Genomic DNA, 14296 nt, shown 5'->3' with positions numbered 1-14296 from the left:
TGGAGTGCTGCTACTGGTTATCTAACAAATACTGAACGAGAAGTGGAACAGGGCGGCCAGTTGCTCCCTTCGCAGCGCCGGAATGCCAGGCAGTGCCGGCAATATCCAGATGCGCCCACGCAAAATTTTTGGTGAAACGAGACAAGAAGCAAGCCGCCGTAATGCTGCCACCTGCGGGCCCACCGATGTTGGCAATATCCGCAAAATTGCTGTCGAGTTGTTTTTGGTAGTCGTCCCACAATGGCATTTGCCATGCGCGGTCGTTGGCTGCTTGACCGGCTTTGAGTATCGCTTGCGCGAGGTCTTCGTTGTTACTGAACAATCCACTTGCGTGATTGCCGAGGGCAACGACGCAGGCGCCGGTAAGGGTTGCGATGTCGATAACGCTTTTAGGTTTGAAGCGTTCGGTGTAGGTCAGTGCATCACACAACACCAAGCGTCCCTCGGCATCTGTATTGAGAATTTCGATGGTTTGGCCCGACATGGAGGTAACTATGTCGCCCGGTTTGGTTGCGCTGCCGCTGGGCATGTTTTCGCTTGCGGCGATAATGCCTACAACATTAATGGCAGGTTGGAGCTCAACAAGCGTTTTGAATGTACCTAAAACACTGGCCGCGCCGCACATATCAAACTTCATTTCATCCATGCCAGCACCGGGCTTTAGACTAATGCCGCCGGTATCAAAAGTGATGCCTTTGCCGACCAAGGCAATCGGTGCGTCTTTTTTGTTTCCGCCCTTGTATTCCATCACAATTAATTTGGCAGGTTGATCGCTACCGGCTGATACGGAAAGCAAAGCCCCCATACCAAGCTCTTTCATGGCTTTTTCTTCCAGAACTTTTACGCTCAGCGCTGTCTGACCACGTGCGAGACGCTTGGCTTCAGCGGCGAGGTAGGTAGGTGTGCAGATATTACCAGGCAAGTTCCCGAGCTCGCGCGCAAGATCAACACCCTTGGCAATAGCTTGGCCGATTTTGATGCCTTTAGTTGCGTCGGAAAGTTGCGCCTTGTTAAAGCCTAGGGTGACTTTTGCCAGTACAAAACTGGGTTCGGCAGGTTTGCTTTTAAGGCTATCGGCGCGGTGTTGGCTGGCAATCAGGATTTCAACCGCTTGGCGTGCCTGCCATTCGGCACTTTTCTGGTCAATTTTTATGTCGCCTAGGACGAGCGTAATATCGCTGCAGGGCGTGGGTTTAAGCGCTTCGGGGATTTTTTGCAAGGCTTTGCGGAAGTTATCTGCGCTGATGTTTCCGTTTTTATCTTGTTCGCCCAAACCGAGAATCAGTACACGTTCGGCGGCGATTCCTTGGGGATTTAACAGAAGTAGGGCTTGGCCATTTTTGCCGGTGAATTTTTCGCGTTTCAAGAGCTGTTCAAGTTGTTTGGCATCTGCCGCGTTGATGGCGCTGGCAGCGGTCGACAATTTGCCGCCGTCAAAACTGTTAACAACAAGGCATTGGGTTGAGTGCTTAACGGCATCCACAACTTTGGCGTTAATTTGCATGGGGAATTCCTCTCTTGATGCGAATCTTCGTGCGAATAAATGATGCAGGCAGGCTTAGGTAAATAAGCAAAAAGGTCCAAGACAAACCGGTGCAGGTACGTGATAATGCCACACTTTCGACGCCTGTGTTGACTGACTTTAAGCGTCCTTCGGGCTTTTTTATTAAAGGCTAAATTTTAAGCAAAAGCAGGGCTTTTGCAGCAGAGATTTTTTTGGGGAATAGTGCGTGATTATTTTTCGCTATCTCAGTAAGGAAATATTAATTACCACCCTCGCGGTGTGTTTTGCGCTTTTATGTATTTTTCTTAGCGTGAGATTTGCAAACTTGCTGGCTGAGGCGACTGCGGGAAAATATGCGGTCAACGTGCTGTTTGAAATGATTTTTTACCGCATGCCGGGTTTTGTGCAGATCATCCTGCCGCTGGGATTTTACATAGGGGTGCTATTGGCCTACGGGCGTCTTTACATGGAAAGTGAAATGGTCGTGTTATTTGCATGCGGTATAAGTCAGCGACAATTGCTTGCAATTACGCTTGTCCCCGCGCTTTTAGTGGCATTTTTGGTGGCGCTGTTTACGGTTTGGTTTACACCGTCAGGCACGCGCATGTACGCGCAAATTTTGGACGAGCAACGGAACCGTAGTGAATTCGATATGTTGAACGCGGGCCGCTTTCAATCGCTTGGGGGCGGGCAAACCATCACTTATGTCAACGAGATTGTTAACAGTCACAAGAGCTTGAACGATGTTTTTGTTGCGCGCGAAAGTAATGGAAAAACGGCGCCGACAATTTTATTGGCGCGCCAAGGCGAACAAATGCAGCATCCCGAATATGCTCAACGCTATTTGGTTTTAAAAGATGGCTATCAATACGATGGTCAACCCGGCACTGCGGAATTTCGTGTAACGCGTTTTTCATCTTATGGTCAGTATATGCCGCCCGTCATTTTGTCAGGTGATTACGCCTCTGAAGCCGATGCAAAACCTACCGGCGAATTATTGTCTTCCGATGATCGTGTGATGCGGACAACTCTGCAATGGCGTTTTTCTTTACCGATAATGGTTTTTGTAATTGCTATGCTCGCAGTTCCCTTTAGTAAAACTAACCCACGTCAGGGCCGCTACATGAAAATGTTACCTGCAATATTGGTGTTCGTTTTCTATTACGTTTTCTTGTCCAGCGTGGGAGGATTGATGAAGCAGGGCAAGTGGCCGATTTATCCAGGCTTTTGGGTTGTTCACGCCTTTTTTGCGGGTTTGGCTTGGCTAATGTTTAATTGGGATCGCATAACCACTAAGCGCCGCAGATTTGTACCAGAGGTGGCAAACCATGCGTAAGCTTACTCGCTATGTTTCCATGAGCGTGTTTAATGCAATTGCGCTTACACTTTTTGTGTTTGTGTCGCTCTACGTCATTTTTACCTTGATCGATCAAATGCAAGGTTTGCGCAACAATTACACCGCCTTGGAAGCACTGATTAACGTTATGTTGCGTGTGCCTTATGGTGTTAGTGTTTTAATTCCCTTTGCCTGTCTTATTGGTTGTCTTGCCGGATTGGGTGCGCTCGCCAGTTCCAGCGAACTTGTCATTGTGCGCGCTGCGGGAGTATCCACCGCGCGTATTTTATGGATGGCGCTTCGGCCTGCACTTATTTTTATGCTGTTGCAATTTTTAATTGGTGAGTATGTTGCACCTTATTCCGAGCAAATGGCGGTGAACCGTAAAGCTATTGCGCAGGGTTCGAGTGTAAAACAGTCCCAGCAACAACTATGGAATCATGAAACCAACGAGTTTATGCATTTCAACGCGGTGTTGCCGAGTGGCGTCATTTACGGTTTGAGTCGCTATCAGCTGAATAACGATCATCAATTAGTGGCCGCAAGTTTTACCAAGCAGGCAATTTATCAAGGGGATTATTGGCAGGAAGAAGATGTTGCTATTACACATCTTGATGCTGATAAAACCAGCGTGGAAAAGCTTCCGTCACGTCGCTGGGACACTCAACTAACGCCAGAACTGCTTAACGTGCTGGTGTCAGATCCTGATAATTTGTCGATCAGCAATTTGTACTTTTACACGAACTATTTGCGCAACCAACATATAGAGAACAACGATTACAGTTTGGTATTTTGGAAAAAAGTGTTGGAACCGCTTGCAACGGCCAGTTTGGTGCTTATTGCAATTTCATTTATTTTTGGTCCATTGCGAAGTGTAACCATGGGGCAGCGCGTATTCACCGGTGTGATGTTTGGTGTGGCTTTTATGATTGCGCAGCGTTTATTTGGCCCCGCGAGTTTAGTGTTTGGTTTCTCACCGCTGTTGGCAGTGCTGTTTCCCATTTTGATCTGTATTGGAATCGGTTTTTTTATGTTGAGAAAAGCGGGTTAGGGTTGAGAGAAATCGAGCAAAAAACCAGCAAATTGCTGGTTTTTTTCTTTGGGCACATAGAACTCAATGGATCAAAAACTGAATTTTTTGCTGCAGCGCATCTTTATCGATTGGTTTTTCCAGACAGCCGCGAATGCCTATGGTAACGTCTGAAATAGGTCTGTAGCTGCAGTTTTCATCCGAAATCAGGACTATAGGGATAGCGTTGGTTTTGGGGTTGCGCGCTAATTGCCTGCACAACCGCTCATTGTTTTCATCTGCGATGGCTGCGTCCATCAGGATAAGATCGGGATGAATATCCAAACAAATATCCAGAGCCTCATCCGCAGTTTCGGTATACAAAATATTGTATTGCGGTGTCAGCATTTGAATCAGGCTTTTGGTTGCGTCAGTGTCTTGCTCAACTACCAAAATCGTTTTGTGTACCGCTATATCATCAACCAGAGAGCGATTGCGGCCCGAGTGTTTGGCTTTGTATAGCGCACGGTCTGCACCTTTGATTAGATCTTCCAACGAGTGCGTGAGTGTCTGCGCACAACTGGCGCCGCCAATACTAACCGTCACATGTTCGCGGGTTGGGGAAACTTCGTGGCGAAGACCAAGCTTTTCCATTTGTGCGTTAATTGCGTCCGCAACTTTCAGCGCACCATGGCAATCTGTTTCCGGTAATAGAACGATAAATTCCTCACCGCCATAACGGCCAAGCAAATCGTAGGGACGGTTTAAGCAATCGCGAATTGCTTGCGTCACTCGCTTGAGACAGGCATCGCCGGCGGGGTGGCCGTAATGGTCGTTGTAGAGCTTAAAATGATCCACATCGATCATTAATACGCTGATCGGGCCCTGTTGGCGTGTCGCGAGCAACCATTGCTGCTGAGCCATTTCGTTAAATGTGCGACGGTTGTAGGTCTGTGTGAGACTATCAAGCTGGCTTAGCGCTTCCAGCTCTGCGTTCAGCTGGTTGAGTTGGTCGCGCATCTCCGTAATGCGTTCCATGGCGCGAATCTTGGCTTTGATGATCATGGCGCTCACGGGCTTGATGAGGTAATCATCCCCACCGGCTTCGATGCCTTCGCGGTAGCTTTCGTCTTCATTGCGACCGGTAACGAAAATGATCGGTATCCAATGACCGCCCAGCCATTCGCGAATCAATCGCGTGGTTTCAAAACCGTTCAAACCGGGCATTTCAACATCCATGATGATCATGTCTACAGGTGTTGTTTCTAACATCTGCAAGGCCTCTTCGCCGCTTTGCGCAATGAGCGGCGTGTGGCCGGCTTCAATTATGTAATTGCGCATGGCATAGCGAAGAGTGGCACTATCTTCTACAAGGAGGATCTTCATTAATGGGTGAACTTTGGGTCTGGATTTATAGGCTAGGGTTGAACGCCGTGATTGAACTCAAGTCTAGTCAATAATTTGCAAGCGTGTAGTTTATTCTTTTCGTGCAATTTTAAAGCGGGCCATTCGCTGAGTCGATTATAAAGAGCGATAAACGGTCGATATTTCCCAGCTTCGCAATGGCCGTCACATATTTCCCCATTCTTTGGAATGGTTTGTGTAAGGCTAGGGCTCCTTGTGATCCAAATAGAACCAACTTCCTAAGCTCTTTTTAAATACAGAGATTTCGTGGTGCTCGTGCAGCTCTCCATTTTGCCGGAATAAGGCGACAAAGCTCACAAATCCTTCGTTATCCTGAGTTTGGCCTTTCTCAGTCGCGAGAATTTGCATGCCTAACCATTCGCAGCTCTCCGCCCAGCGCTTAATATCCTGTTTGCTCGAACGAACCCGATTTTTCGCACTCCATGTTTCCCACAAATAATCGACGGCGACCAGAACATGGGCCGTGTAGCGCGAGCGCATAAGTGTCTCTGCCGTTGGCGCTTTGAGTCTGCCCTCGATGTAGGGAAGACAGCAATTTTCCAAAGTTTTGGTGCTGCCACAGGGGCAAGGTGATTGAGCATTTAGGCGGTGTTTTGGTGGCAATTTTGACCTCTTTTCGGTATGTTGTGCGGCTATTTTGCCGGGGCCGATCTTGCTTGGCTCCAGGTTTTACCCTTCTGTGTTTAAAGTGAACCAAGCATGACTCAATTTGACGATATTCGTCCTTATCACGACGCTGAAGTGCGTCCTACGATTGATCGTATTTTAGCGGATCCTGAACTGGCAGATGCAGTTGCGCGCCTCCGTTTTCCCAAGCTCACCCAATGGCTCGGTTGGCTGATTAGGCCATTGGTTAAAAAGCGCTTATCCCAAGAGTTAGCTGGCGTGAACGATGTTGCAGGTTTTCAGGACGTTGTAGAGCGCTATATGTCTGGAATGCTTGCTGAAGCGACGACCGCTCTTACAATTTCCGGTCTAGATGTGCTGGAGCATCATCAGTCCTATTTGTTTATTAGCAATCACCGCGATATTGCAATGGACCCTGCGTTCGTCAACTGGAGTTTGTACCACAACGATTGCAATACACTGCGCATTGCGATTGGCGATAACTTGCTGACCAAGCCTTATGTGTCAGATTTAATGCGTTTGAACAAAAGTTTTATTGTGAACCGTTCTGCAAAGGCACCGCGCGAGAAGTTAAAAGCAGCTAAGCATTTATCCGCGTATATTCATCATTCAATCGTCAATGAAGATTCAAGCATTTGGATTGCACAGCGCGAAGGGCGTGCAAAAGATGGTTTCGATAAAACCAATTCGGCCGTGATTGGGATGATCACGCTCAATAAACCCAAAACTCAAGAACTTAGCGATTACGTTAAAGAATTGCGCATTGTACCGGTATCCATTTCGTATGAGCTTGATCCGTGTGATGCTGCAAAAGCACGAGAGCTTTACCACCAGCGCACGCAGGGAGGCTATCAAAAAGAAGAGCATGAAGATGTGAAAAGTATTGCCATGGGTATAGCCGGTCAAAAAGGACATGTGCATGTCGCTTTCGGTCGCGTTTTGGATCACCACTACGATGATACCGATCAAATTGTGGCAGATTTGGATCAACAAATTATTGAAAACTATGTTTTGCATGCCACCAATTGCATCGCTTACGAGATTCTTCACGGCACAGTGCCGCAGGTGAATTACACCGATAAAAACATTCCCTACGATCCCGCCGCCGTTGCAGAACAAAAAGCAGCCTTCGTTGCGCGAATGAACGAGATTCCAGCGGAGTATCGCGATATTGCCATGGGCATTTATGCTAATCCTGTTGTCAGTAAATTAACCAAGCCTACGGCTGAGCCGGCTGAATGCTAACAGATGCGGTAAAGAAGCAAATTCAAAGTGCGTACAGCAAATTTTTGGAAAGCAAAAATTTAAAGTCGCGCTACGGCCAAAAATTAATGATTGCCGAAATTGCCAAAACGCTCGGTAATATTGATTTGGATGACGAAAATGTTCGCCAGTCCTCCGGCCATATTTGTGTGGTGGAAGCGGGGACAGGTACAGGTAAAACTATCGCCTATTTATTGCCATCTATTGCGATTGCCAAAGCACTCGGTAAAAAACTTGTGGTATCAACTGCTACGGTTGCTCTGCAAGAACAAATCGTCAATAAAGATTTACCTGAACTTCACCGACACAGCGGCCTATCTTTTTCTTTTGCTTTAGCGAAAGGAAGAGGGCGTTATTTGTGTTTGAGCAAGCTCGATAATTTGCTCGCCGAATACCAAAGTGGATTGAATCCAACGCGTGCGCTTTACGAAGATGAAATGCCGAGCGTAACAGCGCAAGGCATAAAACTTTATCAATCCATGATGGAAGCACTTGCCTCCAATAAATGGAATGGCGAGCGTGACACCTGGCCGCAAGCGCTTGAACAAGATCAATGGCAAATAATCACCACAGATCATCGCCAATGCACAGGGCGTCGATGCTCTAATGTGTCGACTTGCAGCTTTTTTAAAGCACGCGATTCATTACACAGTGTGGATTGCATTGTTACCAATCACGATTTGGTGTTGGCGGATTTAGCCTTAGGTGGCGGCGCGATTTTGCCTGATCCGAAAGATACGCTTTATGTGTTTGACGAAGGCCACCATTTGCCGCAAAAAGCGCTCAGCCATTTCGCCCACCACAGCCGCATGACATCTACTAGCAAGTGGTTAGATCAATGCAATAAAGGTTTGGGAGCTGTGCTCGGGCAAATTAGTGGTGCGGGTAATGTGGATCGTTATGCTGAACAATTGCCTGCGGCTTTTATCGATTGCAAGCAACGACTCGATCAGCTTTATCCGTTACTGCTCGAGTTGGTGGAAACCATTGCATTAGATGATCGCCAATCCAATTACCGTTTTAAAGACGGTGTAATTCCGCAAGAGCTTCTAATTCCTTCAGTTGAATTGCAGCGCAGTTTTGATCGCTTGAGTGAATTGCTTGGGAAAGTATCGAGTGAATTGACCGAGGCGATGGAAGATCCGCATTGTCCTGTTCCCAAAATTGATTTAGAAAATAATTTCCCCATTGTAGGAACCTGGCAAGCACGTGCAGAAGCCAATCGCGAACTATGGGCAACCTATGCCGTGCCAGACTCAGCAACTTCAGTGCCTAGAGCGCGTTGGTTAACTCCGGTTGATGCGTCCGGCAATATGGATATTGAAGTGTGTTCCAGTCCTATATTGGCGTCAAAGACACTCGAATACAGCTTGTGGGATAAATGCTGCGGTGCGGTGGTGACTTCGGCAACTTTAACCGCGTTGGGAAATTTTCAACGCTTTCAAATGCGCGCCGGCACACCGAATGATGCGAACTATCAGGTTGTTCCGAGTCCTTTTAATTTTACTCAAGCGACGCTTGAAGTACCTGCATTTGCGGTGGATGCCAGCAACGCCGATGTACACACAATTTCGTTAATCGATCATTTACCCAAGTTGCTCGACAAAAACGAAGGCAGCTTGGTGTTGTTTTCGTCGCGCCGACAAATGTTGGACGTCTACGATGAAATGCCAGATAGCTTACGCGATTTAATTTTGATTCAAGGCGACAACTCCAAGCAAGAAATGTTAATTCAGCACAAGCAAAAGATAGATCAAGGCGAAGGTAGTATTTTGTTTGGACTCGCAAGTTTTGCTGAAGGTGTAGATTTGCCGGGCAAATATTGCACTCATGTGATTATTGCTAAATTACCCTTTGCTGTTCCTGATGATCCTATTGAGGCGGCCTTGTCGGAGTGGGTGAGTTCTCGGGGTGGAAATCCGTTTATGGATATCACGGTTCCAGACGCATCCTTAAAATTAATTCAGGCCTGTGGGCGCTTACTTCGTACCGAGACCGATACCGGAAAAATTAGTTTGCTTGATCGCCGAATTATCACCAAGCGCTACGGCAAAGCGATTCTAAATTCCTTGCCGCCCTTTACTCAGGTTGTGCATTGATACCTAAACGATTTGTGTAAAATTTTTGAGCGAAAAAATGTCTTCAAAACACATTGCTGTTGCGGAAATTTTAATAGACGTTGAAAAGGAATTGCGTGAGTTACGCTTGTGGGAATTTGAACAGCCCTCTGAAGAAGCATTGGCGAGCACGCAACCTTTTGCGATAGACACCTTGAATTTTCCGCAATGGCTACAGTTTATTTTCATTCCTCGCCTTTACTTAATGATTGAACAGCGTTTGCCCTTGCCGAGCGTGAGCGGTGTAAAGCCAATGGCAGAAGAGTATTTTGGTGTGCTGAAATTAAACAGCGCCCCGTTGATCTTTCACTTAGAGCAAATTGACAAATTGTTGTCCGAATAAATTGCCTTCTGAATGAACCTATTGATGGCCCAGAGCATTTCTATATGAGCACCTACCAATATTCCGTTGATGACCTTTTGTATCTTATGGCTCGCTTGCGTGATCCACAGACTGGATGCCCATGGGATATTAAACAAGATTACGCCAGCATTGCGCCGTCCACCTTGGAGGAAGCTTACGAGGTGGTGGATGCGATTGAAAAACAGGATTTTGTCCACCTGAAGGAAGAGCTAGGTGATTTATTGTTTCAGGTGATTTTCTACAGCCAGATCGGCAAAGAAGAAAATCGTTTTGAGTTTGCTGGCGTTGTTAATGATCTCGTGGAAAAGCTGGTTCGCCGTCATCCTCACGTGTTTCCAGAGGGGATCTTGCACAGCAAAATCGATAATCGCCATACCTTGCCGACGGATGTCAAAGCACGTTGGGAGGCCATAAAGCAACAGGAGCGTGAGGCCAAAGGCGCGCAAAGTTTACTGGCAGATGTCCCGCTCAATTTGCCAGCCTTAAGTCGGGCAGCAAAGTTACAAAAACGTGCGGCGAGCGTTGGGTTCGATTGGGATGATGTACAAGGGCCCATCGCCAAAGTCCGAGAGGAGTTGTTGGAGGTTGAGGATGCTTTGAGTAAGGCTGATGTCTTGGGGGTAGAGGAAGAGTTAGGAGATTTACTCTTTGCGGCAGTGAATATTGCTCGTTATCTCAAGATCGACCCGGAACAATCCTTACGTAAGGCTAGTCATAAGTTCGAGTCACGGTTCAATTACATCGAAACCCACCTTGGCAAGCCTCTTACGGATGCGTCTATTGATGAAATGAACCAGTTGTGGGATGGAGCGAAACATCAAAAGTAACATCAGCTCTATTTTGTGGCCAATTAGGCTAAAACCGCTAAAATTAAAATGTCATATTAATGGTTTGTCATAGGTTTCAACGAGGTTAGTTTGGACTTCAACGAAGTGCGTCCCGGGCATCTTAAATCTTCAGAAAAGACGATCAAGATCCATATTTCAGAGCTTAAAATCGGCATGTTTGTGTCCAAACTTGACCGCCCATGGCTTGAAACCCCGTTTCTAATGCAGGGCTTTACGATTGAGTGCCTTGAGGATATAGATGCCGTTGCCGAGTACTCGGAATACGTGTGGATTGACGCTGTCGCTGAGGAATGGATTCCACCGGAGGCGCGTGCGTCGCTCAAGACCCCCTCCAAAAAAATCTCCTATATCAACAAGGTCGATGCGAAGGCCGAGCATGCCCGGGCGATGGATACCTACCGCGAGGCGCGCCGGTTGACTCGTACCTTATTGGATGATTTGCGTTTGGGCGGCGTAGTTAACACCGAGCAGGCAAAGACGACGGTCAAGGATTGTGTTAACAGTATTTTGCGGAACGCAGATGCGTTGATTTGGATGTCCAAGATTCGCTCGCAAGATGAATACACGGCAGAGCATTGTTTGAATGTGTGCATTCTCGCAATTGCGTTTGGCCGACACCTCGGCATGGGCGAAGCAGATCTTGAGCGTTTGGGGTTGTGCGGGTTGCTGCATGATGTAGGAAAAATGCGCGTTCAATCAGATGTGCTTAACAAGCCCGGATCGTTGGACGAAAAAGAAATGAATATCATGCGCGCTCACACAGTACATGGGCGCAACATGCTTATGGCTTCACCCGGTATTCCAAACAGCACGATTGACGTGGCTTACAGCCACCACGAAAAAATGGACGGCACCGGTTATCCGCGGGGTTTGAAATCATCGGGGATTTCAGAATTAGCGAAAATTATCGCAATTGTAGATGCATACGATGCTATGACAGCAGACCGTTGTTACTCACCGAGTATGCCTTCAACCGAAGCATTGAAAATTATTTTCAAAGATCGGGGCACTCATTTTGATGATCGTCTGGCATTGGAATTTATTAAAAGTGTAGGACTTTATCCACCGGGTACGCTGGTTGAATTAGTAAATGGATTGGTGGCTATAGTATTTGAGACTCACAGCAAGTACCGTCACTTACCCAAGGTATTTGCAGTGCGTAAGCAAAACGCACGCTTAGAAAAAAATGTGGCGATTGATTTGTCTGCCATTGAAGCGGGGCGCTTGGATAAAAGCTTCCTGATTAAACGCGCGCTTAATGATGGTAGTTTTGGCGTGTTTATAAAAGACTACCGCGAGCTAGGTTTGGTTTTAAACTAAGCACTTGGGCTTTATTTATCGTCCGTTGCATCATCAACTTGCTTCATTCTTTCCTTTGCCGTTTTATCCAGCAATTCTTCAGTTTGTTTCGCTTTCTCCAGGGTTTTTTGTTGGCTATCCGTCAATACTCCCTGGGATTTCTTTTGCGGTAAGTTGGTAGGTTGTTGTTCGGGTTGTTTAGGTGAGCAGGCACATATCACCCCAGAGAAGACAACTAAGCTCAGTATTTTCTTAATTTTCATGATAGTGCTCCAAAAGCGGCTGGCGAATATGTTCATAGTAAATGTACATTTCGCCAGAGTATAGCTGTTGGATGTGGGGGGCGCTCCCTAATCGAGCAGATCCTCGTAGGCTATGGTTTGATAGGTACTCAAATTGTTCCAAGGTAGGGTGGGCGGTGCTGCGGTGAGTGTCAGCGTAATTTTATTGCTCATAGTTCCATCGAGCCTCGCTGTTTCAATGCTTAAGGGAAATTCTTTTTTCTCGTCCCACAGAATACGGGTAACCTGTTTGGCATCCTTTTTTTCGTACCATTGAGAATCATCGCTTGCTCCCTTTTTAGTTGGCGTCATTTTCTTTAACGCCGTACGATTGACTAAATAAAAAGCCGTTTCCCATTCACCATCAAATCCTAATGTTGCGTATTCGGATACGCGTGGCTGAATAATTTTCTTTTCCTGCTTGCGCACGAAAGCGAGGTTTATTTGGTTATCTGCTTTACGTGAAATCCATTTACCCGCTGCAGCAAAATTGAGATTGTGCTCGTGTTCATCAGCTGCATCCTCGTGCATGTGACTTACTGCCGACGGAACTATGCGCTCGTTCCAAACCACATTATTGTCGCGAATAAAACGTTCCTGAAAGTAAGTTTGCTTTTTAACACCATCAGCCGTAAGTACCATGCTTTCGAATGTTATGATGGCAGATAAAGGCGCCGCTATTGCTGTGAAGGGAGTCAGTAGTGAAATAATTAATAGGAATTTTTTCATAAGAAAATGTCTTTCCGGAAAAAAGAAAACACCTGATCAGTAATCAGGTGTTGACCAAAAGCGAATTAAAATCCAAATGCGGTGTTAATCAGGTTAAATACTTTGGTGTTGTCTATAGTACCTTTGAATGTTTTGGCTGCTGCGCCAGCTCCTGTTGCGAACAGCATTACATCACCGCCGCCGTGAGTTTCAGAGCTGAGTTTGATGGCAGTTTCCTGCAAATAATCATCATGCAAGACTTGAGTTGAATCCGCAGAGCCTTCAACCAATGTACTGCGTACAGCTGGGCGGTTCGGGCCGTTACCAAATACGAGTGTGGTGTAGTTTTTACCATCAACATCCAGCAATTCTTTGCCATCCTTGTAGCTTTTAACGGTACCTAAAATGTTGCTTCCGCGCTTACCGTAACCATTAAACGTCATGGTGTGGTCATGGTCGGCAGTGACAACAATCAAGGTGTTTTTTAAATCGGGGTCACGCTTTTTCATTTCGTCGAGCGCTGCTTTTATCGCATCGTCAAACGCAATCGTATCTTCCATAACGCGTTTTGCATTGGTTCCGTGAAGTGCGTGGTCAATACGTCCACCTTCTACCATCAGGAAGAAACCTTGTGAGTTTTGTCCCAATACATCAATTGCTTTAAGAGTCATCGCCGCAAGGCTCGGCTCGTCGATATTTTTCTTAACGCGATCTAACTCATATTCCATGTGGCTTGCGTTAAAGAGGCCAAATAATTTGGCTGTGGTTTTCCCGTCGATGGCAGCAAGGCTAGTGCCCGTATTTGCGTAGGCGTAGCCAGCGGTTTTCATTTCTGCGATCAAATCACGGCCGTCTGTGCGTTTACCTTTGCCATTAGCAGTTGCTACTGCTGGCAAGAAATTATCACGACCACCACCGAGCAGAACATCCAAGCCTGTGCCCAATTTTTGGTTATAACCTGCGCCGCCTACTACCGCTTGTGCAGCAATATTATTCTCCGCGTCACGATGGCAAATATGTGAAAAAGTTGCTGCTGGTGTTGCGTGCGTTACGCGTGTGGTTGTTACAGCGCCTACAGATTTTCCTTTTGCTTTTGCAAGTTCAAGAATCGTATCAACAGGTACACCATTGCCCGTAGCAGGGCAGTTTGAATCTGCGCCCGTAGGTTTAATGGCCTTGGTATCTGCCGACATAGACAGCACTTCGTTATTCATTTTCACACCGGTCATGTAGGCTGCCATTGATGGCGCTGAGTCGGTGGTTTGTGCATCGTTTGAATAGGTTTTGATGCGAGCGGTACGAGTTTTACCGTCGAGTTTTTCCATGTTCAATTCGCCTTCTTCCTTATATTTGTAAATGCGTGCTGCAGTTACAGTGGTTGGGCCCATACCATCACCGAGGAAGAAAATAACATTTTTTGCTTCGCCTGCAGCAAAGGCCGCTTGCGAACATGCTGATGCTAATACAGCAGCGATTAATAATTTTTTCATGATCTGTTCCTATAAGTCTTGGACA

At 46.7% G+C, this 14296-nt stretch carries 13 protein-coding genes; 7 read left to right on the top strand and 6 right to left on the bottom strand.

Features of this window, described 5'->3' with window-relative positions:
- Positions 1 to 10: 10 nt before the first annotated feature.
- Positions 11 to 1504, bottom strand: a complete 1494-nt coding sequence (locus U1F02_RS01985; RefSeq protein ID WP_409988668.1) for a leucyl aminopeptidase — start codon at positions 1502 to 1504, stop codon at positions 11 to 13.
- 226 nt (positions 1505 to 1730) lie between these two features.
- Between U1F02_RS01985 and lptF the strand changes: the two genes are divergently transcribed.
- Positions 1731 to 2840 (top strand): LPS export ABC transporter permease LptF, encoded by a 1110-nt coding sequence (lptF, locus tag U1F02_RS01980; protein WP_409988667.1) that lies wholly within the window; start codon positions 1731 to 1733, stop codon positions 2838 to 2840.
- Positions 2833 to 3891 carry an LPS export ABC transporter permease LptG gene (gene lptG / locus U1F02_RS01975; RefSeq protein WP_409988666.1) on the top strand — a complete coding sequence of 353 codons (1059 nt, stop codon included), beginning with the start codon at positions 2833 to 2835 and terminating at the stop codon, positions 3889 to 3891. The genes lptF and lptG overlap by 8 nt, the downstream gene beginning before the upstream one ends.
- A gap of 63 nt (positions 3892 to 3954) precedes the next feature.
- Here the strand turns inward: lptG and U1F02_RS01970 are convergent, their stop codons facing one another.
- Positions 3955 to 5235, bottom strand: coding sequence for a diguanylate cyclase (locus U1F02_RS01970; RefSeq protein ID WP_409988665.1), 1281 nt, complete (start codon positions 5233 to 5235; stop codon positions 3955 to 3957).
- A 222-nt stretch (positions 5236 to 5457) separates the two neighbouring features.
- The gene (locus tag U1F02_RS01965; RefSeq protein WP_409989057.1) at positions 5458 to 5817 is read right to left on the bottom strand and encodes a YchJ family protein; all 360 of its coding nucleotides are present in this window, start codon (positions 5815 to 5817) and stop codon (positions 5458 to 5460) included.
- Positions 5818 to 5973: 156 nt separating this feature from the next.
- On the opposite strand from U1F02_RS01965, the gene U1F02_RS01960 reads away from it, so the two are divergent.
- The 5 genes from U1F02_RS01960 to U1F02_RS01940 all read left to right on the top strand — a co-directional run bounded on the left by U1F02_RS01960 (position 5974) and on the right by U1F02_RS01940 (position 11813).
- Entirely contained in the window at positions 5974 to 7146 is a 1173-nt protein-coding gene (locus U1F02_RS01960; protein ID WP_409988664.1) for a 1-acyl-sn-glycerol-3-phosphate acyltransferase, read from the top strand.
- On the top strand, positions 7140 to 9263 hold the full coding sequence (dinG, locus tag U1F02_RS01955; RefSeq protein WP_409988663.1) for an ATP-dependent DNA helicase DinG: 2124 nt from the start codon (positions 7140 to 7142) through the stop codon (positions 9261 to 9263). The genes U1F02_RS01960 and dinG overlap by 7 nt, the downstream gene beginning before the upstream one ends.
- A gap of 37 nt (positions 9264 to 9300) precedes the next feature.
- Positions 9301 to 9624 (top strand): YqcC family protein, encoded by a 324-nt coding sequence (locus U1F02_RS01950; RefSeq protein ID WP_409988662.1) that lies wholly within the window; start codon positions 9301 to 9303, stop codon positions 9622 to 9624.
- A gap of 44 nt (positions 9625 to 9668) precedes the next feature.
- Positions 9669 to 10472, top strand: a complete 804-nt coding sequence (gene mazG / locus U1F02_RS01945; RefSeq protein ID WP_409988661.1) for a nucleoside triphosphate pyrophosphohydrolase — start codon at positions 9669 to 9671, stop codon at positions 10470 to 10472.
- Between the two features lie 90 nt (positions 10473 to 10562).
- Positions 10563 to 11813 carry an HD-GYP domain-containing protein gene (locus U1F02_RS01940; protein ID WP_409988660.1) on the top strand — a complete coding sequence of 417 codons (1251 nt, stop codon included), beginning with the start codon at positions 10563 to 10565 and terminating at the stop codon, positions 11811 to 11813.
- Between the two features lie 11 nt (positions 11814 to 11824).
- On the opposite strand, the gene U1F02_RS01935 is transcribed toward U1F02_RS01940, so the two are convergent.
- The 3 genes from U1F02_RS01935 to U1F02_RS01925 all read right to left on the bottom strand — a co-directional run bounded on the left by U1F02_RS01935 (position 11825) and on the right by U1F02_RS01925 (position 14271).
- Positions 11825 to 12055 (bottom strand): hypothetical protein, encoded by a 231-nt coding sequence (locus U1F02_RS01935; RefSeq protein WP_409988659.1) that lies wholly within the window; start codon positions 12053 to 12055, stop codon positions 11825 to 11827.
- An 87-nt stretch (positions 12056 to 12142) separates the two neighbouring features.
- The gene (locus tag U1F02_RS01930) at positions 12143 to 12802 is read right to left on the bottom strand and encodes a hypothetical protein (protein WP_409988658.1); all 660 of its coding nucleotides are present in this window, start codon (positions 12800 to 12802) and stop codon (positions 12143 to 12145) included.
- A 65-nt stretch (positions 12803 to 12867) separates the two neighbouring features.
- Positions 12868 to 14271, bottom strand: coding sequence for an alkaline phosphatase (locus tag U1F02_RS01925; RefSeq protein ID WP_409988657.1), 1404 nt, complete (start codon positions 14269 to 14271; stop codon positions 12868 to 12870).
- Positions 14272 to 14296: the final 25 nt, after the last annotated feature.

Source organism: Cellvibrio sp., assembly GCF_046347455.1.
In the GTDB taxonomy this organism is placed as follows: domain Bacteria; phylum Pseudomonadota; class Gammaproteobacteria; order Pseudomonadales; family Cellvibrionaceae; genus Cellvibrio.
Note: the sequence above shows the minus strand (reverse complement) of the source record. Positions and strands in the feature narration are given on the sequence as shown.

Coding starts and splice junctions, on each gene's coding strand:
- U1F02_RS01930 (WP_409988658.1), bottom strand. CDS start 12,802: ATGAAAAAATTCCTATTAATTATTTCACTACTGACTCCCTTCACAGCA.
- U1F02_RS01950 (WP_409988662.1), top strand. CDS start 9,301: ATGTCTTCAAAACACATTGCTGTTGCGGAAATTTTAATAGACGTTGAA.
- U1F02_RS01985 (WP_409988668.1), bottom strand. CDS start 1,504: ATGCAAATTAACGCCAAAGTTGTGGATGCCGTTAAGCACTCAACCCAA.
- dinG (WP_409988663.1), top strand. CDS start 7,140: ATGCTAACAGATGCGGTAAAGAAGCAAATTCAAAGTGCGTACAGCAAA.
- U1F02_RS01935 (WP_409988659.1), bottom strand. CDS start 12,055: ATGAAAATTAAGAAAATACTGAGCTTAGTTGTCTTCTCTGGGGTGATA.
- U1F02_RS01960 (WP_409988664.1), top strand. CDS start 5,974: ATGACTCAATTTGACGATATTCGTCCTTATCACGACGCTGAAGTGCGT.
- mazG (WP_409988661.1), top strand. CDS start 9,669: ATGAGCACCTACCAATATTCCGTTGATGACCTTTTGTATCTTATGGCT.
- lptG (WP_409988666.1), top strand. CDS start 2,833: ATGCGTAAGCTTACTCGCTATGTTTCCATGAGCGTGTTTAATGCAATT.
- U1F02_RS01925 (WP_409988657.1), bottom strand. CDS start 14,271: ATGAAAAAATTATTAATCGCTGCTGTATTAGCATCAGCATGTTCGCAA.
- U1F02_RS01970 (WP_409988665.1), bottom strand. CDS start 5,235: ATGAAGATCCTCCTTGTAGAAGATAGTGCCACTCTTCGCTATGCCATG.